Here is a 21,773-nt window from a genome sequence, read left to right on the forward strand (position 1 = left end):
GGCGATCATTGGTAAAGTTTACACCTAAACCTAAGCCCGAACGACCCAAAGGACTATCTACGGATAAAGTCGCCGTTTTGGGGGCTCCTTCCAAACCTACCCATTGGGTGCGATACAAACCGAAAACGGCAAGTCCTTCACGACTACCTGCATAGGCAGGGTTGATGTTTCCGTGATTGTACATGTAATTCGTGTATTGGGGATCTTGTTGAGCTTGCATGGGGTGGGAAAAACAGGCTAGTAACCCTAAACTGATCCCAAAATATATCTTCTTTTTCACTATAATCTATGTTTTAATTCGTCTCTAAATGCAGGTATCCCGATTTCTTAATTGTGCGAGAACCATTCTTATCACTCTTCTCGTAAGTCAAAATATAGTAGTACGTACCACTTGGAAGATACTCGTTCTTATTTACCGTTGTACGGCCTTCGGAGTAGCCTTTAAATACAGTATCGGAGCTTCCATAGCCACTTGCTTCATAAACCTTAACACCCCAGCGATTGTAAATCTCTACTCGATTATTCGGATATCGGTGTAAATTGTCGATGAGAAAATAATCGTTCTTCCCATCGCCATCTGGTGTAACTAAGTTGTAAACCACCAAATCCTTATCTGCCAAGCGAACATCAACCTTCGCTAATGTGAAATACCCGTAGCCTTTTACGTGAGATGGTGTCGTAACTTCTTTGCTATCTACAGAAACAATACCTCCTTCATCAACCCATAACTCTTCCTTTTCATCCCAACGGACAATGTGCAAGCGCTCTTCGGGATCAGTCAAAAGATCGGACAAAGTAGTGCGATCATCCCAACTCAAGGTCAACATGATATCTCCGCTGCTAGCTGACGGCTTTTCTACCTTCCAATATTCTTGGGTATTCAGTAATATAATAGAGGTACTAGTTGCACTATGGCTCTTAAAAAATTGGTGGTCTTCCAAAACATACTTACTTTGATAGATATCTTTCTCAGTGGGTGGAGAAGAAATACGAGCAGGACGATAAAGCCCTTTATCTCCGATTGGATATGTAAAGGAATCTTTACCTATCTTTTCCACATAGCCATCTGCATGACTCTGATCGCTAGGATCTATCGCTTGAGCACCAGGGTGAAATGTCAACATACCTTGAAGGGAATCAACGTGCATAATGCCGCGTTGAAAATCTACACTGCCTTTGACATTCATCTCGTTTGTTAGGTCAAAACCCTTCACTGGAGTTGGATTATTCAGCGTTACGCGATAAAACTCCGAAGGTTTACTTCCTGAAATAAGCTGAACTCCTTCCTCTCCTTCTTCTAAAGGAGTAAATACAGCATGAGCACTGGTTGAACCAGTACTGGGATAATATAAATTATCGTTGTTAAAATTTCGATAGTAATAGGTGGCTCCATCGCTTTGAACTACCCCACTCTCCTTATTGTCAAAATCATAGCTGGTACTAACCACTGCCTCTTTACTAATAGTCAATGTTCCTTGATTGACCATCGTATTTTGGTAAGGAGACTGCCCTATAACAGGCAGTGCTCCAACCAAAAAACACACAAATAATTGTAAGTATCTTTTCATAATTTACTATTTTTCGAAAAGTTGAACTATAACATTCTGCCCCATAGATAAAGAGAAGGCATTCATTCCTCTCCTAAAGAAACCATCCGTTGACCCAAAGTTTCTATGAAAATTACTCGTTCTAGGTTTAGCTTTAATCTCTAGCTTATTAGTGGTAGGTGATAATGGTAAAGTAGCAGGAAGAATAACTGTTCCTATAAATCCTTCTCCAATAGCATTAATGCCTCTAATTGATCCTCCTATCCTATAGTATTTGGAAACAAAACTTTTTACCTGCACATTGTTGACATAAACAAACACATCTACTAGTGTTTCTACTTCAAAATTGGCCACCGCATCACCTATAGTTGTTAGCTTTCCTTCAACTTCTAGTTCTATATTTAAATATTTTGTTGAAGCTGGTTTGTCATTTATAACCGGAAAATACAGCGTAAATAAAGTCTGAGGTGTTGCATTTGTAAAATAATACCCATTGCCTGAGTTTTGTCCTACCATGGCTTCGTATTTCCAATTTGCCTGTGTCTTGGTACCATCATCAAACGTAAAGACGTTTGTTAAGTCGTGTGTTACCAATTCTGGAATAGTAAATGTAGTTCCTGTGTTGGCCATGGGAATACCGGAAAGATCTATTTCTCTTTCGTTATAAAAGGTAAATGTTCCATTGTTGTTATTGACCAACTGAGTAGTTGTTTCGTTCGTTTTGACAATTTCCGAGAAATCGAGTTCTTGTACAGATCCTTCTTCATTGAGGTAAGTAAATGAAGTTCCGGTATAGGAAACATTTCCACTATGTAAAGCGATATGCTGGTTTAAGATTTCTTGCACCTGAGCGTTACCGATGATTGTTTCAAACTGTTCACTTACGGATTGAGGTACATTAATAAGGGTTTGCGTACCGTTTTCTGAGGTATACGTATACGTTCCATTATTGTTGTTGTTCAAGGTTGTCAAGGTCTCCTTCGCTTTGACAATTTCCGAAAAATCGAGTTCTTGTACCGATCCTTCTTCATCTCTATAGGTCAGCGTTTCACCATCAAAGTGTACAATTCCTTGTTGTGTTTGAATAATTTCTTCTATTTCTTGAAGAACAGTTTCATCACTAATGACTTTAGTAAAATTGCTAATCACCTCATTGACAACTTCAATATTCGACACTAAACGTACCCATTTTGTTTTGTTCCAATAGTAAAAACCAGGACTAACATCCCCTAGTTTCATATTGGCATAAACCAATAAACTCTCTACATTACCATTTGTAATTGTAGTTTGATCTGTTGTGCTCTTCAATGCAATAGAAGGAATCAACACTCCTTTATCATTGGATACCATCGTAAGTTCCGCTGATTTACTAGGGGTAGTAGTTCCAATACCCACTTGCGCAAAAGTTGTCGATGCCAAGAGCAAAACAGCAATTGATAATAGTTGCTTTTTCATATCATTTTTATTATTTTTCATTATTCAAAATCAGGTCTAAAAAAACCCCTATGACACCTCTTGATTTTATCTGCTTTTCGCTAAAAACATAGAGTAAACCAAACTTAAATACTAAAAATGTTAATTTAAATATCACTGACTTTGCGACGACATCAAACAAACTAATTGAAACTAGTTTTAACTTTTGTAAAAAAAAGAACCTTTCAACTGGATCAAAACTTCGCGTTTAATCTTTCCTTTCTTTTTAAAAATACTTTTTGTTTTTGCTTGTTACACACTTGTATTTTTTCATTTTTCTTGATTGTATTCCTCATTCAAACACAGCAAACCATAAATAAATTGAGTTTCTAATTTCTCCAATTCTTGTCCACTTTTTCTATTTTCTTTTACGACGAGCACTCAAATTGGCCTCTATTTTTCAATTCCATCCTAAAATGATACCTGTTTTTCACAATTCGTTCATCCCAAAAAGAAAAGCATCGCTGTGTAACTTGTTTTTTACACCGATCGATGGAGTTGATCGCATAGTAAAAAGAGCGGGTATGTGAAGTGTTTTGTTGTGGACTTTCAATCTGAACAAATCTTTTTTTATTCGCTATCTATTTGTTTTTTCCGTTTAAAAAAAAATAGATCCTTTATTGTAAAGAATCTATTTTTTTTTTAGACACGCACCGTGAATAATAAGTTTTGTTATTTATCATACCGCCTATTCTATTATATATCAATCGCCATTTGACTATCTCCCCAACTTTTGTACAGCTTTCGTTGTGATGCTTGTACTTTGACTTTGGCATACTTCGCGTATTTTTCGTTTATTTTTTGCGTATTCGTTCATATACGACTTCGTATTATATAAGGTATTGAGTTTGATTAGTGCCGCAAATTAATCACTCAAGAGTTCAGATGGAGCGAACCCATAAAAATAGACAAACGCACGATAAAACGATAAACGTGTATTAAAACCACAAACAAACGTTAGTTCTTCAACTGTAATATTCTTTTCTCTTTCTCGTATGACATTAATAGCATGCTCAACCTTTAGTCGATTGATGTACTGCTTAAAACTCATAGACTCTGAGTTTTTAAAATAATCATTTAGTTTTCCTTTATTGAGTTGTGTCAATTCTGCTAGTTTAGTAAGTGTCAGATTATTATCCAAGAAAAGCCCTGTTTCTATTAGGTTTACATACAATACTTGTTTTACTACCTTTGGATCAATTGCAAAAGAATCTGTATTAAGTTGTTTTAGGTTCTCCTTTTTCATTTTTTTTTCGTCTAGTTTAGTCCCTGATTTTTCTAAAATAACATTCGTTTCCTGAAAGTACTTCCATTTCAGTTTGTTTGAGGTTTGATTTAATTCCTTTTCCTTCACCGTTAGCCAGATTGTGCATTCATACAAGAAAGAAAAAAAAATAACACTCAAGCCAAACATGAGAAATAGCACATTTACGTCAATAAAATATTCTATCTCACGAAGTAAAATAGCACTAAAAAAAAAGGTGCTTAAAAACAGCAATACAACGTAGCATAAAATGGCCACTTCTTGATCTTTTGTATTCTTTTTTTTATTGATATAGTTTAAGTAACCATAACTACCAAATCCTAAACAGTTTAAAAAATTCATCTTTAATGCAGTTTCTTCAACTTGTTCGATGTGAGTTGGAACATAAAGATATACCAACACACTTCCTATAACCAAGACTATAAAAAATAAGGTAAAACAGAGATAATAGCGTTCATATTTTTGTTGTTCAACGGTTAGCAAGAGTAATAAAGGCCCCAAAATCAAACTCAAAACACTTCCTACCGGAATATTACATGTTTCTTCATACATTGACAGACCATAAATTACTAAAGAAGAAAGCACCAGTATTGCACAAATAAAACTGATATTTGTGCGCAAAGTGGTATAACCTTTACACAGACCAAACATCAAAAAATAACCAACAAAACTAAAAACAACAAAAACGATTAAATTCATAATACAAAGGGGATATATTTTATTTTTTCAGGTGTACTACTTATACTACACCTTATTTTTATACTGTGAAATGGTTAATCAAAAACGGGTATATTTTCTGTAACATCCTTTGTTGATATTGCACACCTCAACTTATTCTTTTCAACTTTTTCGAACCAAATTAGTATATGCCTCAGCAAAATTTGAATTGGACTTAAAAAAGTACTAGCCCAAACGCTCTCTTCTAGTACTTAAGACTTGCCTTTTCTAATTAACTGATTTGCAATACCTTGAAAAAGAGTTAATACGGATATAAAAAGTAGAATACACTTTATTCCTATGTACAGGTAACTCAACTGATTGGTGTATTTTCCATTAAAAAAATGAAGGAATATTAACTCTATATTGATCAATAAAAAGTATAGAAATAGAAAGCAATTGACAAAGTATACGTAGCTTCTAATTTCACTGATCAAAATCGAAAAGCGCTTAAAGTAAAAAATAAACAACACCCCGTACATGATTGAATAAAAATTGAACATAAAAAAGATCATGCTTTTTTTCTCTTGAAATAACAGCTCAAGTAGCAGTAAATTAAATCCAATTACGATCAATTTATACACTTCATTTTTCAATGTTTTATTAATTAATTTTGACGCAAAGGCAATCAAAATACTATTGATCACAACAATAAAAATAGTTGAATTCACCTGAAGCATAATGGGGCGAAACAAAAACACACACAGGAGGATTAAAACTGAGAGGAGACCAAAAAAGATCAGTTCACCTTTATTTTCACTTCTAACAACATGTAAGCCTTTAAATTCCATAATTTAATATTCTTATACCACAATTCCACTTTACTATTTCACAATTTTAGACTAAAACCCTAAAAAAAGTCACAAAACAGCAAAAACGAAAAAGATGCAATTCAATAAACTATAATCCATACTTAAACATAAAAAAAAGAAAAAAAAGTACAGATAATGTGCAAAAAAACATTTTTTGTCAGTCAAAAAATCATTAATATAGACATCTACTAACTTGAAAATTACTTTTAACAATAAGAAAAAGTAAAAACGACAACACATTATAAGATATTATTAACAAAAAAAATGTTATTACTTTCATTCTAAACCTATTTTCCTACATGCTCTGGCGAAATAAATTATCTATCTTTAACTTTCACTACCGCTAAAAAATGTTAGGTTATGAAAAACGAGATGGCTTTACTTGATCATATTGAGCAATTCACAGGAACTTTAGCTCTAACAGAAAGGGAATCTATACGCTCTTTCTTCACCTTCGAAAGTGTCCCAAAAAAGGGATATATACAAGAATCAGATGCACCATGTGATGTTTTGTGTTTTGTTGTTCAAGGTTGTTTAAGAAGTTACTATATTAAGAAGAATGGTTTAGAACAGACGGTAGATTTCGCCATTGAAAATTGGTGGTTGACAGACTTTCTATCTTTTGAACAACAAAAAACAAGTGATTTTTATATACAAGCAGTAGAGCCAACGGAAATTCTTCGCATAACTAGTTCTAATTTTACAGCCCTTCTCCTTATGCATCCCATAATGGAAAAATACTTTCGCTCTATTTTTCAAAAAGCCTATGGTGCGGCCCAACATCGATTGATGTATTTGTATGAATTGAGCCGTGAAGAACTCTACTTTCACTTTGAAGAACAATTTCCTGCCTTTGTACAGCGTATACCACAATATTTGATTGCTTCTTATTTGGGATTTAGTCCAGAATATCTCAGCGAAATTAAGAAGAAGCGATTTTCTTAAACCTGTTGAAGTTTTCTCTGTTTGTCAAGCTTTAACTTTGACCTAACTAAAAAATAGAACAAGATGTCAAACAGAAAACCCATTTACAATTTAGATCCCAAAGCATATGAAGGAATGCTAGTTTTGGAGAATTACCTCAACACTTCTTTACTTACCAACACCCATAAAGAGCTAATAAAAATTAGAGCCTCACAACTAAATGGTTGTGGCTATTGTTTGGATATTCACAGCAAAGATGCTTTAGCATATGGAGAGGATCCTCGTCGTTTATTTGTTCTTGCTGGTTGGAGAGAAACGACCTTATTTACCGCAGAGGAAGAAGTGATTCTCGCACTAACAGAAGCTGTTACCTTTATACACCAAGGAGGAATTGACGATGCACTTTATGCCAAAGCAACAGCGCTCTTTGACGAAAAATATCTCGCCCAATTATTGATGTGTATGGTGACCATTAATGCGTGGAATCGAATCGGTGTTGCAACAAATTTAAAAGCAAAATAAGCGATCAAACTATTTCAAATAAAAAAAGCTTGAGTGTAACACTCAAGCTTTTTTTTTGTTCAGAATAGATCCAACAAAGACCTACAAATCGAAACTATATTTTAGTTTGATGCCCAAAGTAAAAAGGCGTAATTTGTACGAATCGTGCTCTCCTCCTAACGCGCTATTGATCTTTTCGCCATTTTTATACGTCAATAATGCCGTATTTTCTTTGTTTGTAGAGGCCAAATCACAATCTCCATAAATACCAATATACAGTGATTGGTCTTCAGATAAGGTATACTTCACTCCTACTTCTCCTAAAACAAAAAAGCCGTTATTCATTTTGAGTTTTTCTTCTTCACTTTTATCGCCCAATTTTCCGAAGCCAACTACTTTAGGTCCAAACAATTCAGCATCCCATTGTGGATAATACCCACTTGTCTGCAAATCTTCTATGGTACGTTTTGAATTCGCTTTAAAATACATCTGGTATTTCAGTCCTACGGCAGCATACAAACGGAGGTTTTCACTTCCCAATGTTGGTCCTTCGTATTGTATTTTTAGGGGAATACTCAAATAATTTCCGCTGAGATCTTCCTTGAATTTCGCCATAGTATAGCGAAATTCAAAGGCATCTCCTTGTCCGTCAATAGACGAAACTGCTCCTTTATAATTATTCAGTTCTTTAGTAACGCGATATGCTCCAAACTCCAATCCAGCCCCAAAAGAAAGATTGTGTTTGATGGGATGCAAATAAAGTGCTGAAAATCCAAGTGTATGTCCATTACTAATACTCGTACTTGGTGTTTTAGATCCGGTTAAACCTCCTAAAACAGCAAATTCTATTTCTTGTCCCATGACCTTAGTAGTGCTTACTCCCAAAAGCAAGCAAACAGCCAAACTTGTTATTTTTATTGTTTTCATCTTACTTCTTTACTGCAAATTTGATTGATTCTTTTTGACCATTTAATTCGAATACAGCCATATACATACCACTAGGTATGCTTTGTGGCAAATTGATTTCTGTAATTTCTCCTTCCATGAATACCGTGTGCAACAGCTGTCCGCCAAGATTGTAGATTTGAACTGGAATTCCTTTTAATTCAATTCCAGATACACGCACAGACAAGGTTGTTTTCTGACCAGAAACTACCGGATTTGGATACAACTTAATCTCTTTAGCGCGATCTTGTATTTCCACCATTGGACATACGTGAATTTGCTCTCCTTCTTTCGTAGTTACTATCGCATGATAAACATCTCTATAATCAAGAAAACCTGTATTTCCTACAGAATATACTTGCTCTTCAGAAACTAGATCACCATTTTTAAACCACTGGAATCCCACAAAGTGATATCCACCATTGGTTTGTGGATTTTTGTTGATCAATAAGGTATTATTGAATTTCTTATGTGCAATTTCGTTAAAGGCAAATGCTTTTTCTACAATGATCACATAGTTCTCCTTTACTTTTCCGTTTTGAGCGGTCACCGTTATAGTGTGTTTGTAAATACCTGGTTTTGGAACGCGAATAACAAACTCATTGGTTGGGTCCACTTGAGCTCCTTCGTCTACTCCAATTTTAATGCTTACCTCTGTTTTTAAATCATTACAATCAATAAAGTAATAGATTTCTTTTTGTTCTACTTGATACGCCTCGTTGTCAATCCACAAGTCATGAATTGTTGCATCATTATTTACGATACGCAATGTACGAGTGACTGCTATTGCATCATGGTAGTTTTTATCTCCTTTTTGATTCGCCGTGATTGTAATTTCTCCAACTTTTTTAAGTGTCACCCATCCCGATTCACTTACTTCTGCTGCTGGTTTTGTACCCGTATACGCATACGTATACTGTATTGGTAAAGAAGAGTTACTTCTTGCTTGCAGTTGAAAATCGTCTGTTTCATCTAAAATAAGTGTCGTAAGTTCATCAAAAACAAGCGTTTGATTCGCTTTCACAATAGTTAGTGTTGCTGTCAAATGCTGATTGATATAATTGATTCCACCATTAACTTTGGCTTCTACTTGGTAGCTTCCTACATCGATCTTACCATTGTTTACGTGCTCCACAGTTACTCCACGTGGAATAGATCCCGTTACATAAATCGATTTTGGAGTTCCGTCGTATACAAAAGTTTTATCCTCGAATATAATTCCTTCAATTCTCGCTTTTGTAATAGTTAAATCAGCTGTTAACACTAGATCTCCATAACGCTCACCACCAGAAATTGTAGCTGTTACGCGATAAATTCCAGCATCAATTTTTTCGTTATTGGTATAAGATACCGTTACTCCTTCTGGTAATTCGCCTTGAACAGCGAGTGATTTCACTGTACCATCATATTCAAAAACAGCACTTTCAAATACCAAACCTGCTAATTGATGGCGAATAATCATCCTTGCTTCTAGTTCTCTATCTTGGTAATTTATTCCACCATGTAACAGTGCTTTTACTACATAAGATCCTATTTCAGTTTGGTTGTTTCCTACATACGTTACTGTGACCCCTTCTGGTAAATTTTGTGTAATATAAATTGATTTAGCTGTACCATCATAGTCAAATTGTCCATTTTCAAATACAACATTGTTCAATGAAGCTTTGGTGATTTCAAAACGTCCAGCTTCAAAGGCAATTGCGTAATTTGATGACGCTAATCCACCTACTTCAACAAGGTAATCTCCTACTTGTGTAGCATCTATAGCTGTTCCGCTAAAAAGAAGCTCACCAGTTAATACCCCAGCGTTTTCATTGTACACAAAACCGTCATAATTTACCGTCCAATTGGTATAAACTACTCCATCATAAACTTTCGTTTGATCTGTGGCGCGAACAGTTAAAGGTGCTTTAGCTACTTGCAATACAAAGCGAACCTCATCTGCTGCTAAATATTCGCTATTTCCACCTTGGTTCACGATTATTTCAACCGTTCCCGCTCCTTTAATGGTAAGTAAGCCATTTTCTACAAGGGCGATCGCCTCATTGGTACTTGTAAAGGTCAAGGGTAAATGACTACTAGCTTCACCTACTGTAAATGGAAGATCTCCATATACTTTTGTGATATCCGTCACTGAAATAACTTGTTCTTTTAACTTAATTGTGGTGAATGACACTTTTTGCCATGTCTCACAAGTTGTTACACGAACGTATACATCATAAGTTGTTTCGGCCGTTAACCCTTCAATTAGTTGAGTTGATGTAGTCATGGCAAGCGAGGTTCCTTGTCCTCTTTCAAATCCTTCCACACCGTATTCAATTTCAAAAGCCGTTGCATTAGATTCGATAGTAAGTGTTGCTTTTTCTTCTCCAATTTGTCCAACCTGAACTGTCATCGGCGGGCATCGAAGTGCTTCAATATCAACTACAAGGGTCAGTTCTGCATATTTGGTATTATCTTGCACCGAAGTTGCTCTTACTTTAACCTCTCCATTGGCAAGTGCCGTCACGACTCCTTGTTGATCTATAGTAGCAAATGACGCTCCACTTGTGATCGACCAAACAACAGCTTGATTGGCTTCACCAGGTAATACACGTGCCACTAAAGGTAATGTACCGTGTTCTGTTGTAATTGTTGCAGGAACATTATTTTCTGTTGTCAATTCTACTGCTGTTACAGGAGCCGAACTGTTTATAGTAAGCGTATAATCTTCTACCTGTCCTAAATAATAACCCACCGGACATGGTACATTTTCTAAAAATGCCATCGTACTTTCTGGGTTGTGATACATACTCACGATACGCATTCTCGTTGATCCAGCTAATGCAGATGCAGGAATTTGAATCGACGCAGTAAGCTCTCCTCTTTCTCCACCAATATTATTCAAGAAACCGAGCTCAATACTTTCTTCAGGAGAGAATGTAAAGTCTTGGTTAAAATCGATATAAGCTCGTACTAAGATATTGTCTTGCCCATCTGTTTTTCCTTTTACAACGACATCATACGTTTGACCTTGTCCTACTTCTAAAACTTCAGTCGTAAAATCTTCATAAGGAGGTGTTTGATTGGTTGCATCACCACTTGTTTTGGTATGTCCGTCAAACGTAAACTCGTAAATAGGCAAGCTGTAAGATCCGTTACCTACTTCCGGTTCACAATACGTTGGTACAACGGTTTTCGCTACTTTGATACAGCGAATAGAAGATCCTTGTTGTCTTTGTCCGCCTGCATTTGGATTCATTGTTAAATTACTATAGTACAAGTACTTTCCGTAAGTCGCATCAGTATCTGATATTGTTTTACTCCAATAATATCCCCTTACACCTGCACTATATACACCATCACTACCTCTCGCACCTGCAACGGTTAATTTCAAGTTACTGTCAAAAGCAGTTTGAATATTCGTAATGGCTTCCGCCTGAATAATAGCAGCCCAATCTGCTTGTTCAGGTAACGTCCATCCTTCACCTAATGCTTTACAAGGGTCACATCCATCGGTTTCCGATACCGCTGCTGCTGTAGCCGCTTCCCATCTATCAGTGGTACTACCGTTATTCCACCAACTAGGTGTACTCACAATAAATCCTCCGTTGCTTTGTCCTACTCCCAAAGGATTATTTGGTGTTGCAGTAACAGAAGATACCGGTGAATTACGATTTTGATGTCCATCATCCCAACGTCCCCATTGGAATAAATCACCATATCCCGTTTGATCTGTTGGTGTAGTAGCAACCTGCTCACTACCTAGGTTTTGTTGTAGCCAAATTGCACCATCAGCAGTACGTACGGTTGTATAGGTTACTTGTTGACCATTATATACAAAAGTAACACAACCTGTATCTCCAGGATTCATACCTGGTTCGTCATTATTACAAACAGGTTCCACAGTAGCCTCTGCAATATTTACAGTATAATCGTGAATTTGTCCGTAATAAGCATCTAAGCAACCGCTAATTTCATCTTCTTCATACGCAGTCCAGTGATCTTTAATAATACGAATACGCGTATCACCCAAAACAGCGTTATCCGGAACGCGAATGGTCAATACTGCTTCAACGTCATCTACTCCAGTTGAAGGAGCAAGTGAAGCAGCATAGTATTCGGTAGCCATATCAAATTGGAAATCCTGATTCCAATCGATAAATACGCGAATGTCTTGTTCAAAATTTCCATCTGTATTTCCTTTTACCTTCAAGGTATACGTTTCTCCTTTTTGCAGATTAGCCGTCATCTCGGTAAAATTGAGATAAGCAGGTGTAGTTCCTCCAACCGTAGGTGCGGTTTCGTTTACAAGATTTGCGAGAGTAACTTTTGTAATCGGCTGAACGTCGAATTCAACAGAAACCGCACAGTAATCGTCTGTTACAACAGGATCGGTTGTATTTTCAAATAGAATCGCTTGAGTCACTCCATCATTATATCCTGTAACAAACAAATCTAAATCGCCATCATTGTCAAAGTCTAACCATACTGCACTCGAATTGTACAGTCCGGGAACAACCGCTGAATTGGCCTCATTGAGCGTAAAAGATTCGTTATTGTGGTTATCATAAAAATACGACTGGTTTACATTATTGCTGTTTCCACCAAAGGCAAAAACATCTAAAAATCCATCGTTGTTATAATCTACTAAAGCGCAACTTCCTCCCGCTAAACCTTCAAACTCAAAAGAAGAAGGAGTAAAACTTCCGGTACCATCATTGAGATACAAAACAAGTGATCTCGAATTTGATCCTAAGTTAATTCCCATCATCAAAAGATCTAAATCTCCATCACCCTCAAAATCCGCTACACTAATAGATGGAAAATGAACACCTCCAAGTCCAGATTCATGTTCCATAAACACGCCTCCGCCTTTATTGAGGTATAAATAAGCAGCAGAAATAGGAGAACCATCGACAAGCGCAAATCCAGTGATCAAGATATCAGGAGTACCGTCGCCATCTGCATCAAAAATAGTAGAAGCACTAAAATAAGTTCCTACAAAAGCAGTGGCAGAAGCTGTAAAGCTTCCATTTTCTTCTTGAAAATATACTTTAGAAATATTGCCCGATACCCCTTGTCCGTTGACAAAGATATCTGCACGTCCATCTCCATTTAAATCCGCAATGTGAACCGATCCCCAAGTAGTAGCATCAATTCCTGTATCATCGCGTTTTCTAAAGGTATTATTTCCTAAATTATAATAGATCTCAAACACTTTGGTGTTGGGGGGAATACCTGGTTCTTGTCGTTGGCCTGTAATGGCGAAATCCATCAAACCATCCCCATTTAAATCTCCTACAGCAATAGCAGAGTACATAATCAACGAAAATTCATTTTCTAAAGGAACAAATTGCCCTTCTTCATTTAAAAATACAGATGTATTTCCGATCGTATAGCCCGCCACTGCTCCGGAGTAAATTAAATCCGGATAAGCATCGTTATTGACATTTATCGCTGCCGCATTTCCAAAAAATACGCCGTCAAAGGTTTGGGTAGTTACTGCCCTAAAATCCTGTGCATGACTAGTAAAATAGCCTGTGGTAAATAAAGCGAGCAAGTATAGTATGCGCTTAATTTTATTGATACACATAGTGTTTTGTTTTGAGGTGATTAATTAACTGAAAGTTGATTCGAATAAGCACTCCTATTCGCGTTAAACAAAGAAAACAAGGGGTGCAATTGTCCCTTATTTGAAATGAGTTTTGTGTATAAATGATTCATATAAATGGTGTTTTTAATTATCCTACAAAACTATTTATATTAAATCTAATTAAAAACAAAGCCCTGTTATTTACAAAATATTCTATAAATTCGTTAGAATGGAATGAAAACTAAAGCTATAATTAGTCTAAATAAATATAATAGATTTTTATTTCGTTAATTTATCACTAAAAAAAAGGGAGTAATTACCCCTCAAGGGCGCTTTCTATCAAAAATCATTCATCTAGAAGGAGATACAATACGCAGCTAAAAACAAATATTTTGCGTAAAAACAGTTAACGCTCTTATTTTTAGTTGCTCTACAACACAACGTTGGATACTCCTCTCGAATGTCTTGAAAACGCATTGGAGCAACTGAAATGGTTTAATTTTGGATGAACTGGTGGATGGTATTTGGTATAAAAATCTACCTCAAAAAGCACAAAAAAGACCATCTCATAAAAAAGGCGTATTTTAGAACCGTTTTGGTCTTAAATCACTCTTTTGTATGCTAAACAAAATGCTACAACTTTGTACGACACAAAAACAACTACCTTTTAATCTACACGCCATCATGAGTAAGCATTATATTACTTGCAAACACTGCCAAACAGAAAATCTAAATACAGACTACTGCACCCACTGTGGAGCAATTATCAACCTTGTTTTAGAACGTCAGTTAGAACAACAACGCGTTAAAGAAGAGCGAATTCAAAAGGAAATCAATACTGAACCGACTAAAGTGGAACGAATCATTCGAAAATGGCGCAATCACCGTAATCCTTTTATACGGGTGCTCTTTATGATCTTCAATGTAATTTGGCTTATTATTGCGGGTATCGCTGCGGGAATTGCTTATCTCATTGGCATGATCGCTGCTTAATGTAAAATACGTTTATCACCTCTTCGTTTGGAAATGAGAAAACTTCTGTTCTATCTTGCCTTAGCTCTAGCTTGCTCCATTTATTGGTTACAGCAAATCAAATATCCTATGCCTTCCTGGATCAATAACTATGTCAATGATTTCCTCACTCTTCCTCTTGTTCTCAGTATTTGTCTGTTTATAGCGAGGCGAATAAAAAAAGAGCAACAGCTACAACTACCCTTGCCGCTCATTCTCGTCTTAACACTTTTTTATTGCTTCTACTTTGAGTGGTACTTACCGCAACATAACACACGTTATACCGGTGATTGGATTGATTGTGCACTCTATGCAACAGGAGCGCTTCTATTCTACTGTCTACATCGAGTAAAAACTACAAAAAAAAAATTAAACGCACTAACTTAGCTTCCACACAGACTTTAGCACATACCCTAGCATAGAAACTCACCTTTGAACAATTAAAAAATAGAATAACCGACTACCATTTAGGCAGTAAGAACCTCAACTAATTAAAGAAAAAAGCTTAAAAATTTGGCAATACTAGTTTTCCAAACAACAGCAAACAACAGTTTAGTGAACGATAAAAGACAATCGAGCTAAAAAGGTAGTTTTTATTACCTTATAACATACAAAATAAAACCCCCGTCTTTGTAAAGACGGGGGTTTGTTTTCAGTTTTTAAAATATCTCTTTTTAGAAAAACCTATATTATCCTATATATCAATCAATATCCATAAGGGTCACTGGTGATAGTGGTCGAGGTGGCGACGGTCGACAAGTATAGGGAAAAATTGATGAATGAAATTGTTCTAAATGACTAGCAATGAAGCTAAACGGTATGGCACCATCATTCAGTGCATATACATCCGCTCTAAAAGTACCATTTATTTTACTTTGGATAAAGCCGATGCTTGCTTCGTTACTCCATTGTCCAGCTCCAAAATTAAGCGTTGGTGGATACACCATATAATCTGGTATTGGAGTTCCTGGAGCATAAGAATAGAAAGAGAAAGGCACATCTGTTTGTCTTATGGTATTGAAAAAATGGTCATACCCTAATGCTTCTCCATAAGCTATAGGAAAATTAACTGTTGCGCTGGATGTAAAAGTATTTCCTGTAATCTCTCCTCCATGACCATTAAATAATGCATAAGGATTCGCACGGGTATTGTCAAAGGCGTAAATCCTGCTGAGTTGAGCATCTGGTACTTGCTCTACTACATTGGGAACATGATCAAAAGTGCCAATTTTATTCAATTTGTTTGCACCAATCTTTTTATTTGATACATTATATGATTTAGAGTAACAACCAGTTGCCGCCCCAACAATTCCCAGTCCAAGGGAAGCCCAGCCCAATTTAGCCGATAGTTCTGGGTTTTTATCTCCAATGGCAATACTAGCTATTCCAGTTGCTTCTGAAGCTAAATTAACCAATAAAGAGGCTGTAGCCATAACGGCTCCCATTGCAGCAATAGAAGTACCAAAGGTTGAGACAGCGCCAACAATTCCAATAATACTTAAAGCAATACCTCCGCCTGCACCTAATCTACCCACTCCTTGAGAAATTAATCCTCCCGAAAACAATCCTGCTATTCCCGTAGCGCTGTGTCCCGAAGGATCAATCAAGTTAATCGGATCTCCTTCACAATAGGCATAGGCGTTGATTCCACCTGATTCAAACGGACTCAAACTATCCGGACAATTGAATCGCATCAACCTTGGATTATACGAACGATACCCGTTACCTAAATGGTAATTCCCGCTAACCGGATCTTGTCGCTCTCCTGTAAAGGCTGGTAAATAATCTGCCGCTTCTCCTGATCCATAAGCTCCATATTGATGTAATTTCCCTTGCGTATCGTTGGTTTTCAAAGACCACAACAGACTCTCATTCTGCCCACTTGCTGTTAAAGAAATGTCTTGACCATCCGCAATCGCCAAACAGGTCGCTCCATTTTTAATCCAACGAACTTTCTTATCTTCTTCTACCAGTACTTTATTAACTAATTTCCCAGCACGGTAATACAACTGACAATTCTCGCCCTCTCCTAAGGTTTGATTAACCAGTTGATTATTCGCATTATATTGGTAACTACTACTTTGTTGACCTGTTAGTTGAACAAGTCTTCCCAAAGCATCATAACTCAAACTTCTCCCTACTTCATCCACAAGCATACGACCACAAACGTCATATTCTAACTTACTATAGGTTGGATAGGCTTCATGAGAATGAGTTACACTTGTCAGCTGTGTCGGATCTACTTCATTATCATAGTGATATTCTGCTATATCCACCTGAGCGTTTTCTAAGGTAGTTTCCAACCTTGTCATATTATTCAGCGTATCGTATTCATAGACTTGTTTACGAAAAGGCTTTCCATAACCATCTAATGGAAACTTACTTCCACTGATGGTATATTCTACCAAGCGATTGCGCACATCGTACCTATAATCTTCTTTTTTGATGCTGTTGTCATTCAACTTAGTTGTTTGCTCATGTAACAAACCATTCTTAAGCCAACTTCTTTCTACGCGAAGTTGAGTTCCCTTGCTGTCTTTGATTATTTCCGTTAAAAGCTGGTTGAATTCATTGTATTCGAATTCCGTCTCTATTTTAATCGATGAACAAGTAGAGCTCACCGCTTTTTTGCGAAGGAGTCCTAAGTCGTCATAGAACAAATCAGCGGTAACATCCTGATCTACGATACGAATAACCCTACCATATTGATCGCGTTCATAGCGGGTTTGTGCTCCTGTAATGTCTGTATGTGATACAGGTTTCCCACTTAGAGTCCACTGGTAATCCGTATCGCAAATATTGTCATGAACTGTTATCGTTTCTTTTTCAATCTGCCCATAGTTGTTCCAAGAATGCATATTGGACATCAATCCTTCTGTTGATTTTATTAATTCTCCCGTAATACGATCGTATTCAAAGGATTGTACTAAATCATTTGTTTTAATTTGCGCAATGGAATTACCTAATTCAACGATATACGTATACTCAATAGCCGTTCCATCAGGTTGAATTACTTTAGTTGGAACGGGAGAAGCATCTTCATACTGGTACTGCGTTAAACGTCCACCTGTTTGTTTTTTACACAAGCGTCCTAGGCTATCAAACTCTTGTTCACCCAATACCCAATGAGTTCCCTCAACATTACTTGCCTCAATTTTCGAGATTTCACCTCCTTTTAAATAAGGAACATAGGAATATTTTAACTTTGTTCCGTCAGACATGGTTTGTGTAAGTTTTCGTCCATAGGCATCATAGGTGCATTTCACACTGTGCCCAAGTTCATCTACTTCCTCTCGTAAACGACCTAAACCATCCCAATAGTACGACTTGGTTCCAACTACTTGTCCTTGTAAGTTGATGCGCTCTTCTTTTTCCAAGAGCTGACTCTTGCTGTACCTTGTTTTTTTCCATTGTCCACTGCAGCGATTACCTCCACTTTGCCATTGCATTGAAGTCAACCCCACAATATCCCTTTCTTGATAAACCTTTATTCCATTGGTTGATTGAAGCATTGCCACCTGTCCCCAACCATCGTAGTTGATGTCGGTACGGACAGAATAATAAGCAAGCTGATTATCGGATATTTGTAAATCTTGAACTGTTTTTTGTTTGATTTGTCCCAGGGTATGATATTCATACTTGAGCAACTCTTCCCATTTTCCAGTTCCTTTGTGATCCAATCCATATTTGCTAAGCTCTCGACCTAATCCATCAAAATAAGCCTTCGCCTGATTACCTAAAGCATCAGTATAATGCGTCATCGGACCCTCTGAAGTCAGTGTATACTCCCAATAGCGAGAACTTTCATAGATTGTTCCTACTGCTTGAGTCGAACACAGAATTCGCCCCATAGAATCATAAACATAAGAGCGAACACCTCCCTGTACATTTGTTTCGCGAAGCACGTGTTTGGCAAAAGCACTATAAGTAGTACTCGTAGTAGCCTCACAGCCATCATGTCCCTTAAAAATCGTCTCTTCTGTAATTTCATTCCCATAAACCGTAAATCCAAAAAATTGATAGGAATCATAAGCTACAGCAGGATCTTCTTTCGTGTATAATTTATCGTGAATAGCAACCATACGGCCATAGTCCAACCGATTGGAATCCGCTACATAATCGAAGAGACGAGATTGCAGTAATACCTCATCGCTGTATTTCAACAACTGTTCGGCAACTACTAAGTTAGAATGACCTAAATTAGTATAGGTATACGATTCCTTTTGAATGGGAGTATCATAATCGTCCTGATTGGGAATCACAATACTTTCTTTTAAAAATCGTGCAAATCCATTCACCTCGGCAGGACAACCACTTTCACCATCAGCGTCGTACCAAACCATTTTAGTTTGATTCCCATTGGGGTGAATTTCCAAAGTAGGGTTTCCTTCAGGATCAAACTCCGTGCGATGCACCTCTTGACGTGTTCCACTAGAATCTCGCCAAGTCGTTATTTTTTGTTTGACCAATTGAAACTGATTGGGTTGATTATCAAAGGGAATTCCTGGAATAGCGTAATGTTCAAAATCAACCTGCATACTTTTCACTTCACTAGGAGAACGAAAAGTAGTTAATTCGCACGTATTCAAATGAAAACTATTATAACGGCGCTCTATTTCAACAATCAAATTATCTTGGATTTGTTTTTCTGTAGAACCATAGACATAATTGCTCAATACCGTGTACAAATTATCTCGATCCGCCTCAAAAGCAAGTCCACTTTGATACCCTAAGTAATTATTTGAGGTATAGGTAAAACTAGAAACGATCTTGGGTTGATTGTTTCCTGGATAACGCGTATGGCGGATCGCAGCAGGTAGAGCGAGATTTACATCATTAGGAAATTGAAAAACATCAGACTGATAATCAATCATCTCAACCAATCCTGTTGGATGAATAATTTCTTTGATGAATCCCTCTGCTGTATAAAAGAAAAACCAAGTATAGTTTTCTTCTACTTGTCTCACTTCCTCCAAAAAACCATTACCTAGGGTCAATTGAATTGTATAAGCCTCTTCTCCTTCGGGATATACCGATACGACCGGCGCATTCATGTCTTTGTAACTGATCGAAACTAAAGTATGGTGATCATCAACAATAGAATCTAAACGAGACGTGTTTCCTTTCCATTTTAAGTAAACGGTATTTCCCTCATAGTTACTAATACTAACGGTATTCTTAATTGCGTAAGAAGAATCAGGACCATCTAAAATCTCAACTAATCCAGATTTATAGATTACTTTGTAATATCCTTTTTCTGTACCAGAAGCATTTACGCGCTCAAAAATAAAGCTGTTTAACTTTTTTTGTTTGATGGTAATTTCTCCTTGGTAATCGTCACTATCATCCTCAACCAGATACTGCTCTCCAGTCGATAATCGAAGTAGTCGATTGGTTTTGTCATAGGTGGTAAAGGGCAAGCCAAAACTAACACCAAAACCCTCATTTTCTTGGCTAAAAGAACTACTGGTTAAGGACAAGGATATTTCAGGTCCCATTCCGTAATTTGCATTGATATTAGCTAGCGGCAAATAAAGAGTAAATGCCCCAGTTCTGGGATCTATTCCCGTTTGTTGAGAACCAATAAAATTCTGACTCTGTGAAAAAAATTCATTCATAGCGATATATATTAATTGCTTATTTCCCTATGATATTATGTTATTCTAAAACTTAATTTTGCGTCATTTAATGCTTTCACTACAACTTTAGCTTCGTTGCCATAGATGTCAAAAAGAGAAATCAGCATTAGTTCGTTATTTTTTTTCTTTTTCAAGAGTCTACCATGCCATATTCGATAGGTCCACACACAAAGACCTGGCATATCGTGATTTGTGGAAGTTACTACATAGGTCTTTTTACCTTTGGCATCAAAATATGCCGTATACTTAGCCGTAAAATTTGCTTTTATCCTACTATCTGTTGTAGTAGCATACGCTCTATAATTACCATCATAGGTAAAATGGAATAGAAAATCTTCTTTACATTCAGCATGATGAAGAGTAGCCATAGCCGTATTGGAAAACTGCACATAATACTTTGTGAGGATGGAATTATAGTTATCTGCTTTTTTTAATTCAATTTTTTGAACATAAATATCTTCATCTCTGAAAATACGTTGATGCAACACGGATAAAACAATATAATTCGGTGTGACGTTTCCATTGTTATTCTCCTTTGCTGTTGTATATTCAACCTTATTGTTAACAGGCTGTCCAAAATCATTGACTTTTTGATTTACCACACATCTTACACAAACATTTTCATTTACAAAATCTTTAGTTGTAGATAGATAAAATACCCCTAAGCTAACTTTAGAAGCCTTCTCTCCTGTGTTTCTTACCAGAGGAAGTGCGTATTCTCCAGGTTCAGCACTTACTTTGAAATCTTTACCATAAGGTTTATTCACTACATTAACGAACTCCATATGCTTAAAAACCTCATCTTCGGATAAGATAATGATCTTACCTTCCTTGTCTTTCGCTATCAAGTTAACGTGAATACCTACCTGATGTCTTCCATTCGAATAGAGTTTTTCTTCACGCTGTCCTCCACTAAACACAATCTTTAAAGATTCAATAGAATTAATATCCTCCCAAGTATGTTCTCTTTCAACTATACGCTGATTACTCCCTATAATACTGTCTCCCTTAATAAAAGCCATACCGCAAACTTCTGCTTGTTCATATACATGAGCACTTCCTTCTACAATAGCTTCTTCATATACCTTAGCCTCTCCATAAACCTGACTGGCCCCTCTAACCTGGGTACTTCCAAATATTTCTGCATTACCACTTACACAAGCATCGTCTGATACACAAGCTTCTCCATATACTTTGGCATTATCAGCAACCCAAGCTTCTCCAAGTTGACTCAAATTTTTTTCAGACTGAATCCAGCCTCCTTTTTCTTGTGTTGCTATACGCTGTATACGCCATAAAACAAATCCATTATGCGTTATTGATTCTTCTGTTATACTATACTTTTTCATTTTTATTTTTTTTTCT

General features: G+C 36.7%; 12 protein-coding genes. 3 read left to right on the plus strand and 9 right to left on the minus strand.

All coding sequences use genetic code 11. The features are described from left to right. The 5 genes from H4K33_RS15515 to H4K33_RS15535 all read right to left on the minus strand — a co-directional run. On the minus strand, positions 1-283 hold a 283-nt coding region (locus H4K33_RS15515), incomplete at its 3' end, for a PorP/SprF family type IX secretion system membrane protein (protein WP_370576682.1). 10 nt (positions 284-293) lie between these two features. Then, on the minus strand, positions 294-1,571 hold the full coding sequence (locus tag H4K33_RS15520) for a gliding motility-associated C-terminal domain-containing protein (protein ID WP_370576683.1): 1,278 nt from the start codon (positions 1,569-1,571) through the stop codon (positions 294-296). Positions 1,572-1,574: 3 nt separating this feature from the next. After that, positions 1,575-3,002, minus strand: a complete 1,428-nt coding sequence (locus H4K33_RS15525) for a hypothetical protein (protein ID WP_182650625.1) — start codon at positions 3,000-3,002, stop codon at positions 1,575-1,577. 883 nt (positions 3,003-3,885) lie between these two features. Beyond that, a complete protein-coding gene (locus H4K33_RS16635) occupies positions 3,886-4,983 on the minus strand; it encodes an AraC family transcriptional regulator (RefSeq protein ID WP_255493782.1) in 1,098 nt (365 codons plus the stop codon). A 230-nt stretch (positions 4,984-5,213) separates the two neighbouring features. Next, positions 5,214-5,792: a hypothetical protein gene (locus H4K33_RS15535; protein WP_182650627.1), complete on the minus strand. Its 579-nt coding sequence runs from the start codon at positions 5,790-5,792 to the stop codon at positions 5,214-5,216. Positions 5,793-6,173: 381 nt separating this feature from the next. On the opposite strand from H4K33_RS15535, the gene H4K33_RS15540 reads away from it, so the two are divergent. Both H4K33_RS15540 and H4K33_RS15545 read left to right on the plus strand, forming a co-directional pair. Continuing rightward, positions 6,174-6,758, plus strand: a complete 585-nt coding sequence (locus tag H4K33_RS15540; RefSeq protein ID WP_182650629.1) for a Crp/Fnr family transcriptional regulator — start codon at positions 6,174-6,176, stop codon at positions 6,756-6,758. Between the two features lie 63 nt (positions 6,759-6,821). Then, positions 6,822-7,259: a carboxymuconolactone decarboxylase family protein gene (locus H4K33_RS15545; protein WP_182650631.1), complete on the plus strand. Its 438-nt coding sequence runs from the start codon at positions 6,822-6,824 to the stop codon at positions 7,257-7,259. An 81-nt stretch (positions 7,260-7,340) separates the two neighbouring features. Here the strand turns inward: H4K33_RS15545 and H4K33_RS15550 are convergent, their stop codons facing one another. After that, entirely contained in the window at positions 7,341-8,165 is an 825-nt protein-coding gene (locus H4K33_RS15550) for a hypothetical protein (protein WP_182650634.1), read from the minus strand. A gap of 1 nt (position 8,166) precedes the next feature. Next, positions 8,167-13,758, minus strand: a complete 5,592-nt coding sequence (locus H4K33_RS15555; RefSeq protein WP_182650636.1) for an FG-GAP-like repeat-containing protein — start codon at positions 13,756-13,758, stop codon at positions 8,167-8,169. Between the two features lie 630 nt (positions 13,759-14,388). Between H4K33_RS15555 and H4K33_RS15560 the strand changes: the two genes are divergently transcribed. Then, a complete protein-coding gene (locus H4K33_RS15560) occupies positions 14,389-14,751 on the plus strand; it encodes a hypothetical protein (RefSeq protein WP_255493783.1) in 363 nt (120 codons plus the stop codon). A gap of 719 nt (positions 14,752-15,470) precedes the next feature. Here H4K33_RS15560 and H4K33_RS15565 read toward each other — a convergent pair. Beyond that, positions 15,471-20,387: an RHS repeat-associated core domain-containing protein gene (locus H4K33_RS15565; RefSeq protein ID WP_182650638.1), complete on the minus strand. Its 4,917-nt coding sequence runs from the start codon at positions 20,385-20,387 to the stop codon at positions 15,471-15,473. Positions 20,388-20,422: 35 nt separating this feature from the next. Beyond that, a complete protein-coding gene (locus tag H4K33_RS15570) occupies positions 20,423-21,757 on the minus strand; it encodes a hypothetical protein (RefSeq protein ID WP_182650640.1) in 1,335 nt (444 codons plus the stop codon). Positions 21,758-21,773: the final 16 nt, after the last annotated feature.

It is taken from the genome of Myroides sp. WP-1 (assembly GCF_014145635.1).
In the GTDB taxonomy this organism is placed as follows: Bacteria; Bacteroidota; Bacteroidia; order Flavobacteriales; family Flavobacteriaceae; genus Flavobacterium.

Excerpts from the sequence above, each read along its gene's own strand:
- H4K33_RS15535 (WP_182650627.1), bottom strand. The coding sequence starts at position 5,792 with ATGGAATTTAAAGGCTTACATGTTGTTAGAAGTGAAAATAAAGGTGAA.
- H4K33_RS15545 (WP_182650631.1), top strand. The coding sequence starts at position 6,822 with ATGTCAAACAGAAAACCCATTTACAATTTAGATCCCAAAGCATATGAA.
- H4K33_RS15565 (WP_182650638.1), bottom strand. The coding sequence starts at position 20,387 with ATGAATGAATTTTTTTCACAGAGTCAGAATTTTATTGGTTCTCAACAA.
- H4K33_RS15525 (WP_182650625.1), bottom strand. The coding sequence starts at position 3,002 with ATGAAAAAGCAACTATTATCAATTGCTGTTTTGCTCTTGGCATCGACA.
- H4K33_RS16635 (WP_255493782.1), bottom strand. The coding sequence starts at position 4,983 with ATGAATTTAATCGTTTTTGTTGTTTTTAGTTTTGTTGGTTATTTTTTG.
- H4K33_RS15550 (WP_182650634.1), bottom strand. The coding sequence starts at position 8,165 with ATGAAAACAATAAAAATAACAAGTTTGGCTGTTTGCTTGCTTTTGGGA.
- H4K33_RS15560 (WP_255493783.1), top strand. The coding sequence starts at position 14,389 with ATGCTACAACTTTGTACGACACAAAAACAACTACCTTTTAATCTACAC.
- H4K33_RS15555 (WP_182650636.1), bottom strand. The coding sequence starts at position 13,758 with ATGTGTATCAATAAAATTAAGCGCATACTATACTTGCTCGCTTTATTT.
- H4K33_RS15570 (WP_182650640.1), bottom strand. The coding sequence starts at position 21,757 with ATGAAAAAGTATAGTATAACAGAAGAATCAATAACGCATAATGGATTT.
- H4K33_RS15540 (WP_182650629.1), top strand. The coding sequence starts at position 6,174 with ATGAAAAACGAGATGGCTTTACTTGATCATATTGAGCAATTCACAGGA.